Raw genomic sequence first — 14461 nt, forward strand, 5'->3', positions numbered from 1 at the left:
CCGCCATCGCGAGCAGGCTCGCTCCCACATTTGTTTTGCGTTGTGCTTTAGACGAACAGCGACAACAGCAGGATGAAGCCCAGCGCAACGATGGACAGGATGGTTTCCATCGCGGTCCAGGTCTTGAAGGTTTCCGCCACGGTCATGTTGAAGTACTGCTTCACCAGCCAGAAACCCGCGTCGTTGACGTGCGACAGGATCAGCGAACCGGCACCGGTGGCCAACACCAGCAGCTCACGGTTCACACCCGGAATCATCCCCACCACCGGCACCACAATGCCTGCGCCAGTAATGGTGGCCACGGTTGCCGAACCGGTCGCGATACGGATCACCGCCGCCACCAGCCACGCCAGAAGGATTGGCGAGATCTGCGCTTCCACCGCCATGTTGCCGATGACATTACCCACGCCGCTGGTCACCAGCATCTGCTTGAAGCCACCACCGGCACCGATGATCAGGATGATGGCGGCGGTTGGTGCAAGGCTGGCATCCAGCCATTTGAGCATCTGGTTGGAGCCAATGCCCTGCTTGTAACCGAAGGTGTACAGCGACAGCAGCAACGCCAGCAGCAGTGCCGAGATCGGATGACCGATCAGGTCCATGAATGTGCGGAAGAAGTTGCCATCCGGCAGCACCACATCGGCAAAAGTCTTGAGCAGCATCAGGAACACCGGCGACAGCACGGTGATCAAGGTGATGGCGAAGCTCGGGAGATCGGCAGATTCGTCATCACGCGCCAGTTGATCGACCAGCTCCTGGTTAGGATGACCCGGAATGTACTTGGCGATGAACGTGCCGTAGATCGGGCCGGCGATGATGGCCGTCGGCAGCGCAACGATCAGGCCGTAGAGAATGGTTTTACCGATGTCGGCACCGAACACGCCGATGGCCAGCAACGGACCCGGATGCGGCGGAACCAGACCGTGCACGGCGGACAGACCGGCCAGCAGCGGGATACCGATCTTGATGATCGACACGCCGGTACGCCGGGCCACGATGAACACCAGCGGGATCAGCAGCACGAAGCCGATTTCGAAGAACAGCGGAATGCCGACCAGGAAGGCCGCGAACATCATCGCCCACTGCACCTTGTCCTTGCCGAACGCGCGAATCAGGGTTTGGGCAATCTGATCCGCCCCGCCCGACTCGGCCATCATTTTGCCGAGCATCGTGCCCAGCGCGAGGATGATCCCGACGAAACCGAGCACCCCACCGAAGCCGTCCTGGAACGCCTTGATGATGGTGCCGATTGGCATGCCGGAGGTCAGCCCGAGAAAGGCTGCGGCGATGATCAGGGCAATGAACGGGTGAAGCTTGAACTTGGTGATCAGGACGATAAGCCCGATCACCGTGACCACTGCATCGAGCAGCAGGAACGTCTCGTGGGACATGCCAAACATTAGGGGTGTCTCCTGGTTGTTGTTGTTATTAAAGCGGGTAATTCGCAAGCCAACAGGACAGCGCTATCTCTTCTGGCAAAACTCATACGGCGTGTTTCAGGCCATGAGCCTGCCACCAGTCATGAGCTTGCTTCGCCAATTGGTCGACGCTGTGGTTCGACGCGTCCAGAGCCAGGGTCAAGGGCTCGCCAACGGGTGATTCAAGGGTGGCGAACTGGCTGTCGATCAGCGTCGATGGCATGAAGTGGCCCGGCCGATGGGAGACACGATCAGCGGCAACTTCTGGGGTCAGTTCAAGGAACACGAAGCCCAGGCCCGGCAAGGCGCTGCGCAGACGTTCGCGGTAAATGTGTTTGAGGGCCGAGCAGGTCAGCACCGGGCGTTCGCCCTTGGCGTCAATGCGGCGCAATTCATCGCACAGGCTGTCGAGCCAGCCCGCACGGTCGTCGTCGTTCAGGGGGATACCCGCGCTCATCTTTTCGATATTGGCGGCAGGGTGGAAAGTGTCGCCTTCAATGGCGGTCGCGCCGCTGAGTTGGCACAAGGCCTCGCTGACGCAAGTCTTGCCGCAACCGGCAACGCCCATGATGACCAGGGCGGTGATGGGATGATTCATGTAACACCTCAGCGCGCAGACAGCGCTACCTTTGCCAGTTATGACACTAGAACAAAAGCAGAAGTTGCCGACGCCTTCTTGTCATTTTTGTGGGTTGCAGCATGTTCGTTCCCGACGCCAAAAAACGGGGATCAGGCAAACCCCGCTCACGCATTTGCAGCTGCGTCGAGACAGCGCTACCTTAGTGCCTCGAATTTTGTTTGGCAAGCCGTCCGATGATCTCCCCTAAAAACGATAAAAATACGCGCACCACTGGCCGCCCCACTTTGAACGAAGTCGCACGCCTGGCCGGTGTCAGCCCGATCACCGCCTCTCGCGCCCTGCGCGGGGTCAGCACGGTGGCCACCGAACTGGTGGAAAAAGTGCAGAAAGCCGCCCTCGACCTCAACTACGTGGTCAACCCCGCCGCCCGCGCGTTAGCCTCGGCCCAGAGCCATTCGGTGGTGGTTTTGGTGCCGTCGCTGTCCAACTTATTGTTCATCGACACGCTGGAAGCCATTCATCAGGTTTTGCGCCCGAAGGGCTTCGAAGTGCTGATCGGGAACTTCCATTACTCACGTGATGAAGAAGAAAACCTGCTGCGCAACTACATGGCGTATCAACCTCGCGGTTTGCTGCTGACCGGTTTCGACCGCACCGAAAGCTCGCGCCGGATGATCGAGGCCAGCAACATTCCCTGCGTGTACATGATGGAGCTGGACAGCGCCGCCGGTCTGAATTGCGTGGGCTTTTCGCAACTCGCTGCCGGCGAGACCGCGGCCGGGCATTTGCTGTCACGCGGTCGTAAGCGTCTGGCCTACATCGGCGCGCAACTGGATCAACGCACGTTGCTGCGCGGCGAAGGTTTCCGCAAAGCCCTGCAAAAGGCCGGTTTGTATGACCCGGATCTGGAAGTGCTGACACCTCGCGCTTCCTCCGTCGGCCTTGGTGGCGAACTGTTTCTGCAACTGCTCGCCACTCATCCCGATGTCGATGCGATCTTCTTCGGCAACGACGACCTGGCCCAGGGCGCACTGCTCGAAGCCATGCGCTGCGGGATCAAGATCCCCGAACAAGTGGCGATCCTCGGCTTCAACGACCTGCCGGCCTCGGCCCACATGGTCCCGCGCCTGAGCAGCATCAGCACCCCGCGAGAAGCCATCGGCCGGCGCGCAGCGGAGCAGATGTTGACGTTGATGGCGGGTAATACGGTTGCGAAACCGGTGCAGGACATGGGGTTTGAACTAAAAATCCGGGAAAGCACATAACCCCCTGTGGGAGCGAGCTTGCTCGCGATGGCGGTCTGACAGCCACATACATGTTGACTGACACTCCGCCATCGCGAGCAAGCTCGCTCCCACAAGGATCATCACGAGTCAGCGCCCCATCAGTTCGACGAACGCCAACGCCCCTTTCTGCAACGGCTGGCTCTTGAGCCACACCGCATGCACCGGCAGCACCAATCCGTTCTCGATGTTGCGGAAGCTCAGGCGCTTGAGCCTTCCGGCGTCGAGCAACGGCTGGACCACCGACAGCGGGAAATTGCCCCAGCCCAATCCGGCCTCGACCATTTCCAGCGCCATAATCAACGTGTCGGTGCGCCAGTAAGACTCGGCCACCAGCGGCCGGGTTTCGCTGATCGGCAGGTCGCGGCTGGCGACGATGATTTGCCGTACGTGGACCAAGTCTTCCAGGAACAAATCCCTGCCCTGAAACAGCGGATTGTCCGCCGCCAGCGTGGCGATCATCCGTTCGGTGCCGACGAACTGGAACCGCTCCAGCACGTTCATGCTCAGCCCGGCGAACGCCAGGCAAACGCTGACCCGGCCGCTGTGGAGCATCGCCAGCACATCATCCTGCGGCGCGCTGAGCATTTCGATTTCCAGTAACGGATGACGCTCGGCGATGACCTTGATCGCCGCCATCACGCGGCCCTTGTCGATGTCCGCCACGACCCCGATCGACAACTTGCTTTCCAGCCCCAGCGACAACTCGACCGCATGCACTTGCAGCTGTTTGAGCTGCTCGGCAATCAGTCGCGCATGCGGCACCAATGCGCTGGCCATCGCCGTCGGCACCGGTTCGCGATGGCTGCGGTCGAACAGTGGATAACCGAGTTCGGCTTCCAGGTTGGCGATGCCCATGCTCACCGCCGACGGCACTTTACCCAGCGCCCGGGCGGCAGCGGAAAACGAGCCGCGCTCAATCACCGCGAGGAACAACTCGATGCTGTCACTGTTGAAATTCATCCATCGTCCTATCAATAAAACTGAAAGCTACTGACTTTTTCTGTCAGCCCTATTGAAGCTATCTTTCGCCGCCTTCGCCAGTGCTCCTGGCTTCAAGTTGGCAGAAAGAGGCAAATCCCATGCAAGGCGTTAAACGAAAACTGATCTACGTGTCGCTTTACGAGGTCATCGGCATGACCTTCTCGGCGCTGGGTCTGGCGTTGTTGTCCGGCACCTCGCCCGGCAGCACTGGCCCGTTGGCAGTGATCATCACCACCATCGCGGTGACCTGGAATTTCATCTACACCACGCTGTTCGAGCGCTGGGAAAGTCGTCAGCCTTCGCGAACCCGCACCGTTAAACGGCGCATCGCCCATGCCGTGGGTTTTCAACTAACCTTGATAGTGTTCCTCATCCCGTTGATTGCCTGGTGGATGAACATCAGCCTGGTGCAAGCCTTCCTGCTGGACTTGGCGCTGATCATTTTCATCCCGTGCTACACCTTCGCCTTCAACTGGATGTTTGATCGTACGTTTGGTTTGCCAACTTCGGCGCTGCCGGATCCGGTCTGAAAACGCTGAATGTCTGTTAGATTCCTGAAGCGTCGAATCGCTAACGGAGTAGCTCAATGGAACATGCACTGAAGATTCTGGGTAAAGCCTCGTCCATCAACGTCAGAAAGGTCCTGTGGACCTGTGAGGAACTGGGTGTTGCCTACGAACGTGAAGACTGGGGCGGCGGTTATGCGTCGACCCACACGCCGGAGTTTCTCAGGCTCAATCCCAACGCACTGGTGCCGGTGATCATCGATGAGGCCGGCGTGCTGTGGGAGTCCAACACCATCTGCCGCTATCTGGCCGGCAAACACCACAACACCGATCTGCTACCCCACGAACCGGCGGCGCGCGCTCGGGTGGAACAGTGGATGGATTGGCAAGCGACCGAGCTCAATGCCTCCTGGAGCTACGCGTTCACGGCGTTGGTACGCAAAGATCCGGAATTGCGGGACCCGCATCACATTGCCGCCGGTGTACACGGGTGGAATCAGAAAATGGGCATCCTCGAGCATCAGCTCGCGGCCACCAAAGCGTATGTCGCCGGGCCACACTTCACGCTGGCGGACATCGTCATCGGGCTGTCGGTCAACCGCTGGCTGATGACACCGATGGAGCGTCCCGATTACCCGGCCATCGACGAGTATTTCCAACGGTTGGCACAACGCCCGGGATTTCTGAAACATGGCTGCAACGGCCTGCCTTGAGCGGCTCCTGCGCTACAAATCGGCCCGCGGAAAAACATCGCCCATCGCTGATCCACCGTGCGGTCGACCTCTGCCGTCCGGCGGCAAAGGTTGGCCTAGATTCCTCGTCACTTGCTGAGCTTAAAATACGCAACTAGTTGTTTTTGTTGATATTTATCAACAAGGCATACTATTTGCTGAAAACACTGCACCGCAAATACCTACAAGGTCTCTTCATCATGTTGGTCAGTGCAAAACAAAACCTGGTGGCGCCCCTCCCCAAGCGCCCCGGCGACGAACCGATCACGGACGCTGCCGCCGGACTTCAGGGCGGCCTGCAAGCCGCCATGACGCAAGCCCTGCAAAACAATGTGCAGGCGCAAACCGCGCAAGCCACTAAGCAGGTCCAGGACTCCGCCACCCAAATCGCCACGCAACAGGTCAGCGAAGCGACCCGGATCAGCGACAACGTTGATGAAGCGTTCGCCAAAACCCGTGTGGGACTGCAAGCCTCGTCCGCCCAACTACCGGCCGATGTTGAAACAGCCACGGACGCCTTCAAGGAGTACATGAGCAAAACACCGGAGGAGCGGTTGCGCGACAGCATCCTGGAAGAGATGGGGCTGACGGAAGATGACTTAAAAGCCATGCCGCCGGAAAAACAACTGGCGATCGGTAAAGAGATTGCCGAGCGCATGCAAGACAAGATCAAACTGGCGCAGGCCGAGAAAGAGAACAGCAGCAGCGAAAACGGCAGCAGCCAGGTGGTCGACAAGTTCCTCGCTTCGCTTTAACAGTGCGGAAGTCAAAAAAGGGTCCCTTCGAGGGACCCTTTTCAATGTGCCGCTATCAACTTATCTGCAAGGTCGAGTTGAACTGACTGATCGCATCCACCACATGCCGCGACCCTTGTTGAATCTCCAGAATCACCGCTCCTGCCTCATTCGCCAGTTCCACTCCAAGACCGGTTCGACTCAAACTGGACTGCATGCTCGACACCGCACTCAATGACAAATCGTGGTTCTTGCGCACCACTTCAACGATCTCCAGTGTTGCCTGGCTCGTTCGTGCCGCAAGGCTGCGAACTTCATCGGCGACTACCGCGAACCCGCGCCCGTGTTCCCCGGCCCGGGCCGCTTCGATCGCGGCGTTGAGCGCCAACAGGTTGGTCTGATCGGCAATGCCGCGAATGGTCTGAACGATGGTGCCGATGATGTCCGACTGCTTGCTCACCGCATCGATGCTCAGCGCCGCTTCGTTCAGGTTTTTGGAAATGTCCTGGATGATCTGCACCGTTTGCTGCACCACCTCAGAACCTTTCTGCGCACAGGCGTCGTTTTGAACCGAGGTGCTGTGGGCCGACTCCGCGGCGGTTTGCAGGGTGGTCACCTGATCGGTGATGTCGCTGGCGAACTTGACCACTTTGTACAAGCGACCCTTGGTGTCGAACAGCGGGTTGTAGGAGGCCTCCAGGAAAACCGTATGACCGTGCTTGTCTTTGCGCTCGAAACGGTGCGAGTGATATTCGCCGCGATTGAGCGAGGCCCAGAACGCTTTGTAGGCCTGGGATTCGGCTTCGGCACGATGACAAAACAGGCTGTGGTGCTGGCCAACCACTTCGTTGAGCGAGTAATGCATCGTCTTCAAGAAGTTGTCGTTGGCCGTGATGACTTTGCCATCCGGGGTGAATTCGATCACGGCCATGGAACGACCGATCGCCGCGAGCATGCTCTCGTTTTCGTGTTCCTTGTAGACCTTGGCTGAGATGTCAGTGGCGACTTTGATCACACTCCGGACCTGACGATCAGCGCCGAACACCGGCATATAGCTGGCTTCAAGCCAGATCTCCTTGCCGCTCCTGTTCAAGCGTAAAAAGGTTCCGCTCACCGGTTCGCCACGGGCCAGGTCACGCCACAACTTGGCGTAGGCTTCGCTTCGATAAAACGCTTCTTCGCAAAAGATCCGGTGATGCTTACCGCGCACTTCTTCGGCGCTGTAACCCATGACACTGCAAAAGTTGTCGTTGGCATCGAGCACGATCCCTTCGGGGGTGAACTCAATCATTGCCATCGAGCCGCTGACCGCGGCCAACTTCGCGTTAGCCTCGGCCAGCGCGCAACTGAATCGTTCGATTTCCAGCAGGTCGGTCTTGTGATGTCGGTTAAACATAGTCATATCACCTTCAGCGCGGTCTTTTGTTTGATGAAAGTTCTTTGGTCTTTCAACAGCTCCACCACTACGTTCCAGGGAACAGGCACACGCATCCCTCCACAGGAGGGACTTGGTCAGGTGATCAATGATGTTTAATCGGAGAGTCCATGCCGCAACGCTCTTATCAAGACATCCTTCTCTTGATAGCCCGGAATCGGGCCAGCCCTAACGTTCTGATAAGACATTCCATTGACCGGACAGCTCCGTGTTGTTCAGCGTCGGTGCCTTGGGTTGCGCACACTTTTATCGTGTATGACGGCCTTCACATGGCGGTCGATATAGTTAGTTACGAGTCAGCATAGACAGGCGAGGAAGGTAAGCAAGGCCACTAGTCGGCCAGTATTGAGGACAAAATCGGTTCAGCATCGGTAGGCGTCATTTCTTGGCCAGCAGACTCATCAACGCCTGCACCGCCGGGGGGTGGCTTGCTTGCAGCGGAGTTGGTGTAGGCTTCAAGAGCATCGCGAGCACGCTCGCTCCCACATTGGATCTTCGGCGTGACATAGATCCCCTGTGGGAGCGAGCTTGCTCGCGATGGCTATTTTCCAGGCACTACAAACTTACAAACTTACAAACTCGCACTCACCTTAGTGGCCACTTCACCGGGCACCCAGCCCTTCCACACCTGTGGCTGATCACGCAGAAACGCTTCGGCCACCTGACGCGGTTGCAGGCGCTTTTCGCTCATCTGGCCGAGCGTGTGGTTCAGCAGATCGATCGGCAGGTCGACCTTTTCGAAGAACGCCACCAGGTCCGGGTACTGCGCCTTGAACGGCGCGGACACCCCAATCGCCAGGCTTGCCGGCATCGAGCGCGTGCCCTTTGGGTTCGGGTTGTTGGCGTCGGCCAAGGTCTTCCAGGCTTCGGCGTCGAACGCCGGCTCGTCGAGTTTCACCAGTTTGAAACGCCCCAGCAGCGGCGTCGGCGACCAGTAGTAGAACAACACCGGTTTGCCACGACGGATCGACGAAGCCACCTCGGCATCCAGTGCGGCGCCAGAACCCGTGCGGAAGTTGACGAAGCTGCCGGTCAGGTCATAGGCCTTGAGTTTCTGACTGTTGACGATCTCCGAGGTCCAGCCGGTCGGGCTGTTGAGGAAGCGCCCACGGCTCGGGTCTTCCGGGTCGCGGAACACGTCCTTGTAGCGCGCCAGGTCGGCGACGGATTTCAGCTCTGGCGCCAGGGGTTTGATGCCGCGTTCCGGGTCGCCCTTGATCACGTATTCCGGCACCCACCAGCCTTCGGTGGCGCCTTTGACCGTGTCGCCCAGCCCAAACACTTTGCCTTCCGACGCGGCTTTGACCCACGCCGGACTGCGCCCGGCCCACTCTTCGCCGATCACTTGAATATCGTTCTTGGCCAGTGCAGCTTCGAGGCTGACGGTGCTGCCCGGCAAGGTATCTGTCGGGTAGCCGTAACCTTTCTCGACAATCAAGCGCAGGATTTCGGTGATGAGGCTGCCGCTTTCCCAGGTGATGTCACCGAAGTGGATCGGCGCGGTTTTTTCTGCCGCGGGAACGTGAGTTGCCACAAGGCTCAGGGCCAGCAGCGAACTGCCGAGCAGGGTTTTGATCGATCTCATGCGGACCTCCGGGTCAGGGAATTCAAGGATTGGTTGGCGCTGTGCCGGGCGCACAGGGCTTGGGTACGCGTCATGTAGACGCTGACCGAACGCAGGGAAATGCCCAGTTCGGCAGCGATTTGCGGGTAGGTCAGGCCGTCAATTCGCGACAACAGGAAGGTTGCGCGAACCTTGCCCGGCAAGCGCTCAAGCGTGCGGTCGAGGCCATGCAAGGCCTGGGTCAGTTGCACCCGCTCTTCGGGCGAGATCGCTTGAGGCTGATCGAGGTGTTGCAACTGATCGAGGTGCTGGCGTTCCAGATCGCGGCGGCGCCAGAGCTGATAGATCAACCGCAGGGCAATGGTGGTGAGCAAGGCGCGAGGCTCGCGGATCGGGGTCAGCCCCGGCGATTCGAGCAGCTGTAGAAAGGTTTCGGCAGCGATGTCTTCGACGCTGGAACTGGCGCCCAGATGCCGGCGCAACCGTGCGCACAGCCAGCAGTAATGCGCGCGGAACAATCCGCCCACGTCGTTGCGATGGGAAAGGTCGGTGCCGGACATAGAGGCTCCAAGGGTTAGGGGTCGCTGAATGTCCGGTGATCCGGTGACGCGATCCTAGCAAGGAGCCTTATTCATTAATAATATTTAAAAAGTATTTTTATATCCCATTAGGTGCTATTTCAACATCATCAAGATCGCAGCCTCGCTTCGCTCGACAGCTCCTACAGGTGTACGCCGACATCCTTGTAGGAGCTGTCGAGCGAAGCAAGGCTGCGATCTTTTGATTCTGCCTACCGTAATCGCCCAAATCCCAACGCCTCAGCCTCTAGCTGATAGTCGAGCACAATCTGATAGTCGCTTTCGCTGGCCGGCAACACCTCGTGCAGGCCGAGAACTTCAGCGACGTCGGGCAATTCCTGCAACGTCGTGTTCATCACCTGCAGCAACTCCTCGGCCTGTTCATCGGTAACGGTCGCGGCGGTGATGAACGGCAAGGTCGGGCTGAATGCACTTCGCGCGATGACCCGCAGGCCGGCCACTTCTTCTTCGGCGTGCCGCGCCAGATAGGCGAAGGTGACGCTGTCGATGGCCGCCAGGTCCACTGTTTCTTCACGCAACCCGCGCAGGCTCTCGCGGTGGCTACCGCTGATGGCAACACTGGAGAAGAACTGCCCGTCGCGATGCAACGGCGCCAGCCGGTGACGCAACAGGTTCATGCCGCTGTTGGAGTCTTCGCCATTGATCACCCCACGACTGTCGCGAAAGGCCGGCAGGCTTCGCCGCGGATCATCGACGCGACTCAGCAACAGGCTGCAATGGTTGCCGCCGTTGGCGTCCGGCAGTTCATAACGAGGACGACCGATGACCCGGACCCGACCGCGCAGCGCGGTCATCAGCGGGTAGCCGCAGGTTTGGGTCAGCAGCAAGTGCGGGGACAGCCAGAGGTCCATCAGCGAAAGGCCCTCGGCGTTGCGGCGGGGGGCACCCAGTCGCTCGATCATTTGCGTCAGCCAGCGCTCGTTGGCCTCGCGGATCGACTCGGGGGCGACGTACATCAGTAATTCAGCGATGTGCTGTGTCATCGAAATCTTCCAATACAACGACATTCAAATGTGGGAGCGAGCTTGCTCCGGGCGGCGTTCCGACGATAGCGGCGTGACAGGCACATCAATGTTGGATGTTATGGCCTCATCGCGAGCAAGCTCGCTCCCACAGGGGGTGGTGTCGATCATGAAAATCAGTGAAACGGATGCCGAGGGCTGTCGATGGCCTTCACCCCGTGCCGGCGCCACAACTGGCCATAACCCTGCACCAGAAACCCGCCGCTGCGCGCCAGCCATTGCTCGCGACGCGCGTGATAGGCGCGGGGCAAGTCGTACCAGGACAGCCCTGGCAAGTCGTGATGCACCAAATGCAGATTGAGGTTGAGGAACAGCCAGCGCCACGGCCAGGCGGCTTCATTGATGACCGTCCTTTGCTCGGGCTCAGTGTGGGGACGGTGTTCATAGTAGGAGCGAATCATTGCAATCGACAGCGCCGGCACACTGATCAGCAACAGGTAATGCCACACCGGCAGCACGCTGTAGCGGGCGATAAACAGCAACATCAGCAGGGTCAACGCGCCGTGGCTCAACCACATCAACCAGGCTTGTCGCTCACCTGCTTTTAGACGTTGCAGTTCCTCCCGGGCCAGCGCCAGCAAGGCCAGCGGTGCACCGAGGGCGAAGCGTCCGAGCACGGTTTTGTTCAGCCAGTGCAGACTCTGTTCGAAGAGCGAACTGCCCTGCCATTGCTCGGCGCTCAGGTAACGGCTTTCCGGATCGCGACCCGGAAGGGTCAGGTCTTCGTCGCGGTGATGCAACAAATGGCTGTCGCGATACAGGGTGTAGGGATACCAGACGGCGAACGGCGCGTAGCCGAGGATCTTGTTCAGCGATGTCCAACGGGTCGGGTGCCCGTGAAGCAATTCGTGCTGCACCGACAACCAGAGCACCACCAATGGAATCAACAACACCGTGCTCCACCAGAGCCCCAACCGATGACTCCCCAAAACAATGCTGAACCAACCAGCGTACACGCCGACCAGCAACAGCCAGGTCGGCCACTCGGTGCGAGCGGTCAGGCGTTGGCGCAGGGTGTCGATTTCTTCACGGTGGGCGGTATCGAAGTAATGGGGCATGGCGTTGCTCAGATCGGGGACCAATCCCCTTCTGTGCAATGGCGCAGGGTTTTCTTGCAGATTATTTTGACGATCGTTCCCACTGCATGGGAACGATCAATCAACGATCATTTACCAGCGGCGGTATCAATGACCGAACACATCCACCTTCTTGGCCTTCTTGTCCGCGCGCTTTTCATCGGCAGTTTTTGCCGGTTTCTTCTTTGCTGCTTTTTTTGAATCCATGCCTTTGGCCATGATACGTACTCCACTCATACGGGATGTGGGATCAGGTATACACCTATCGCTGCGCGCGCGTTCTTTTATAATCGCCCGCTTTGCGCACCGACAGTCGAAGCCCATGCCCAACACCCAGTACACCTTGCTCGCCGAGCCTTTGTGGCCCTTGATGAACAAGTTTTATCGCGCTCACCAATCGTCGATGAAAGCCGTCCGCGACGCTCAACTGTGGGTGGCCCGGCGCGAGGAGATCATTGGCGCACTGTGTTTGCGACCGGTGGCGGACGGGCATTGGCTGACGGGTTTATTTGTCGATCCGGCCTGCCGTGAACAGGGCATCGCTGCGGCGTTGATCGCCGAGGCGCTCAAGGATCTTGAAGGCCCGGTGTGGCTGTTTTGTCATCCAGACTTGCGCGGGTTTTATGAACGTCGCGGTTTAACCTTCAACCCGCCACTGCCCTACTCCATGGCCGAACGCTTGAGCCGTTACGCGCGGAGCAAACCGATGATCGCCATGGGGTTGGACATGGCCAGATAACGTTCTAAAGCCTTAAGAAGATCTAATGTGGGAGCGGGCTTGCTCGCGAAGGCGGCGTGTCAGTCGACATCAATATTGACTGACATGGCCCCTTCGCGAGCAAGCCCGCTCCCACATTGGTTTCGGGTTGGATTCGGTCAATCGTCTGAGTTCGGATCGAGATCCGGAAACATCACTTCGGTAAATCCGAACTTGCTGAAGTCACTGATGCGCGACGGGTACAACCGGCCGATCAGGTGATCGCATTCATGCTGCACAACCCGCGCATGGAAGCCTTCGGCAACGCGCACGATCGGATTGCCTTTGGGATCGAAACCTTCATACCGAATGTGCTGATAGCGATCCACCGCGCCGCGCAGGCCGGGTACCGACAAGCAGCCTTCGAAACCCTCTTCCAGCGTCGGGCTCAACGGCGTGATCAGCGGGTTGATCAGGATCGTCTGCGGCACCGCTTCGGCGTCCGGATAGCGTTCGCTGTGCTCGAAACCGAAGATCACCAATTGCAGGTCGACGCCGATCTGCGGTGCGGCCAGGCCAACGCCGCCGACGCTTTCCATGGTCTGGAACATGTCGTCGATCAGTTGCCACAGCTCGGGGCTGTCGAACATTTCGGCGGGCACCGGCGGAGCGATGCGCAGCAGGCGCTCGTCGCCCATTTTCAGAATTTCACGGATCATTTGATGACTTCGTCAGTGGTCGGCTTGATCGAGTGATCCCGACCCAGTCCCGACACGTGGTGTTTGGGTTCGTGATCGAGCTCGCCGGGGAATTTTTCGCCATCCCCCTTGCCCTCGGTCGACATGTGTTCGATCACGGCATTCATCTCCGCGCCGAGCAACAGCACGGCGGCGGAAATGTAGAAGTACAGCAACAGCACGATGATCGCGCCGATACTGCCATACATGGCGTTGTAGTCGGCGAATGTTTTGACGTACAGACCGAAGCCCAGTGATGCAAGGATCCACACCACCACGGCCAGCACCGAACCGGGGGTGATAAAGCGAAACTCCTGTTTGACGTCGGGCATGACGTAATAAATCAGCGCCACCGCCATCATCAACAGAATCACCACCACCGGCCAGCGCACGATGGTCCAGAGGGTCACGATGAATTCTTCAAGGCCGACTTGCGCGGCGATCCAGCCCATCACCTGCGGCCCGAGCACCATCAGCGCGGCGGCCACCAGCAGCATGCCGGCGATGCCAATGGTGTAGAAAATCGACAGAGGGAAACGCTTCCACGCCGGCCGGCCTTCGACCACGTCGTAGGCGGCGTTCATCGCGCTCATCATCAGCCGCACACCGGCGGACGCGGTCCACAGGGCAATCACGATACCGACCGACAGCAAGCCACCCTTGGATTGCTGGAGCTGGTCGATGACCGGGTTCACCTGCTCCAGCGCCTGGGGCGGCAGGACCAGTTCCGATTGCAGGCGCAGCCAGGAGAAGAAGTCCGGCAGGTGCAGGAAACCGATCAGGGCGATCAGGAACAGAATGAAGGGGAACAGCGAGAACAACATTTGATAGGCCAGCGCCGAGGCATAGGTCGACATCTCGTCGTCGACGAACTCGGTGATCGTGCGCACCATGACACGGTGCAGGCGCTGACCTTTCATGTGTGGGAAAAACATTAGCGTCTCCTTTCGCCGCAAATTTGGTCGAAGTCGTGGCGACTCAGGGGCCGTTTTCTACATCAAAGTAGCCTACTTGGCGAGTTTGAAACAATTTCCTTGTGCAAGTTCAGGCTGACACAAAAACGGCCATCCGCGGATGGCCGTTTCTGTTGCTCAT

The 14461-nt window shown here is 58.9% G+C and carries 15 protein-coding genes and 1 pseudogene; 5 read left to right on the forward strand and 11 right to left on the reverse strand.

Going from position 1 to position 14461, the window contains the following annotated elements:
- Nucleotides 1-47: 47 nt before the first annotated feature.
- A complete protein-coding gene (locus ACMXYJ_RS26775; protein ID WP_415757581.1) occupies nucleotides 48-1400 on the reverse strand; it encodes a GntP family permease in 1353 nt (450 codons plus the stop codon).
- 82 nt (nucleotides 1401-1482) lie between these two features.
- On the reverse strand, nucleotides 1483-2016 hold the full coding sequence (locus tag ACMXYJ_RS26780) for a gluconokinase (RefSeq protein WP_046049516.1): 534 nt from the start codon (nucleotides 2014-2016) through the stop codon (nucleotides 1483-1485).
- 215 nt (nucleotides 2017-2231) lie between these two features.
- Here ACMXYJ_RS26780 and ACMXYJ_RS26785 point away from each other — a divergent pair, with 215 nt between their 5' ends.
- Nucleotides 2232-3263, forward strand: coding sequence for a LacI family DNA-binding transcriptional regulator (locus ACMXYJ_RS26785; RefSeq protein ID WP_415757582.1), 1032 nt, complete (start codon nucleotides 2232-2234; stop codon nucleotides 3261-3263).
- A gap of 108 nt (nucleotides 3264-3371) precedes the next feature.
- On the opposite strand, the gene ACMXYJ_RS26790 is transcribed toward ACMXYJ_RS26785, so the two are convergent.
- Nucleotides 3372-4244: a LysR family transcriptional regulator gene (locus ACMXYJ_RS26790; RefSeq protein ID WP_415757583.1), complete on the reverse strand. Its 873-nt coding sequence runs from the start codon at nucleotides 4242-4244 to the stop codon at nucleotides 3372-3374.
- Between the two features lie 119 nt (nucleotides 4245-4363).
- Between ACMXYJ_RS26790 and ACMXYJ_RS26795 the strand changes: the two genes are divergently transcribed.
- The 3 genes from ACMXYJ_RS26795 (at nucleotide 4364) to ACMXYJ_RS26805 (ending at nucleotide 6257) form a co-directional block, all read left to right on the forward strand.
- Nucleotides 4364-4795: a PACE efflux transporter gene (locus ACMXYJ_RS26795; protein ID WP_415757584.1), complete on the forward strand. Its 432-nt coding sequence runs from the start codon at nucleotides 4364-4366 to the stop codon at nucleotides 4793-4795.
- Between the two features lie 56 nt (nucleotides 4796-4851).
- A complete protein-coding gene (locus tag ACMXYJ_RS26800) occupies nucleotides 4852-5484 on the forward strand; it encodes a glutathione S-transferase family protein (protein ID WP_415757585.1) in 633 nt (210 codons plus the stop codon).
- A gap of 218 nt (nucleotides 5485-5702) precedes the next feature.
- Nucleotides 5703-6257, forward strand: a complete 555-nt coding sequence (locus ACMXYJ_RS26805; RefSeq protein ID WP_415757586.1) for a hypothetical protein — start codon at nucleotides 5703-5705, stop codon at nucleotides 6255-6257.
- A gap of 55 nt (nucleotides 6258-6312) precedes the next feature.
- On the opposite strand, the gene ACMXYJ_RS26810 is transcribed toward ACMXYJ_RS26805, so the two are convergent.
- From ACMXYJ_RS26810 to ACMXYJ_RS26835, 6 genes and pseudogenes are all read right to left on the reverse strand, one after another.
- Nucleotides 6313-6852 carry a methyl-accepting chemotaxis protein gene (locus ACMXYJ_RS26810; protein ID WP_415760812.1) on the reverse strand — a complete coding sequence of 180 codons (540 nt, stop codon included), beginning with the start codon at nucleotides 6850-6852 and terminating at the stop codon, nucleotides 6313-6315.
- A gap of 3 nt (nucleotides 6853-6855) precedes the next feature.
- Nucleotides 6856-7638: pseudogene (locus ACMXYJ_RS26815) on the reverse strand (PAS domain-containing protein); the annotation flags it as partial.
- Nucleotides 7639-8242: 604 nt separating this feature from the next.
- Entirely contained in the window at nucleotides 8243-9256 is a 1014-nt protein-coding gene (locus ACMXYJ_RS26820) for an ABC transporter substrate-binding protein (protein ID WP_415757587.1), read from the reverse strand.
- A complete protein-coding gene (locus tag ACMXYJ_RS26825; protein ID WP_415757588.1) occupies nucleotides 9253-9795 on the reverse strand; it encodes a sigma-70 family RNA polymerase sigma factor in 543 nt (180 codons plus the stop codon). The genes ACMXYJ_RS26820 and ACMXYJ_RS26825 overlap by 4 nt, the downstream gene beginning before the upstream one ends.
- Before the next feature lie 230 nt (nucleotides 9796-10025).
- A complete protein-coding gene (locus ACMXYJ_RS26830) occupies nucleotides 10026-10817 on the reverse strand; it encodes a phosphate/phosphite/phosphonate ABC transporter substrate-binding protein (protein WP_415757589.1) in 792 nt (263 codons plus the stop codon).
- 155 nt (nucleotides 10818-10972) lie between these two features.
- Nucleotides 10973-11914: a fatty acid desaturase gene (locus tag ACMXYJ_RS26835; protein ID WP_415757590.1), complete on the reverse strand. Its 942-nt coding sequence runs from the start codon at nucleotides 11912-11914 to the stop codon at nucleotides 10973-10975.
- A 340-nt stretch (nucleotides 11915-12254) separates the two neighbouring features.
- On the opposite strand from ACMXYJ_RS26835, the gene ACMXYJ_RS26840 reads away from it, so the two are divergent.
- The gene (locus ACMXYJ_RS26840; RefSeq protein WP_415757591.1) at nucleotides 12255-12671 is read left to right on the forward strand and encodes a GNAT family N-acetyltransferase; all 417 of its coding nucleotides are present in this window, start codon (nucleotides 12255-12257) and stop codon (nucleotides 12669-12671) included.
- A 137-nt stretch (nucleotides 12672-12808) separates the two neighbouring features.
- Here ACMXYJ_RS26840 and def read toward each other — a convergent pair whose 3' ends face one another.
- Nucleotides 12809-13348, reverse strand: a complete 540-nt coding sequence (def, locus tag ACMXYJ_RS26845) for a peptide deformylase (protein ID WP_415757592.1) — start codon at nucleotides 13346-13348, stop codon at nucleotides 12809-12811.
- Nucleotides 13345-14301 (reverse strand): YihY/virulence factor BrkB family protein, encoded by a 957-nt coding sequence (locus ACMXYJ_RS26850; RefSeq protein ID WP_415757593.1) that lies wholly within the window; start codon nucleotides 14299-14301, stop codon nucleotides 13345-13347. Before ACMXYJ_RS26850 ends, def begins: the two co-directional genes overlap by 4 nt.
- Nucleotides 14302-14461 lie beyond the last annotated feature (160 nt).

The sequence above is a fragment of the Pseudomonas arabinosi genome, assembly GCF_047758675.1.
Classification (GTDB): Bacteria; Pseudomonadota; Gammaproteobacteria; order Pseudomonadales; family Pseudomonadaceae; genus Aquipseudomonas; species Aquipseudomonas arabinosi.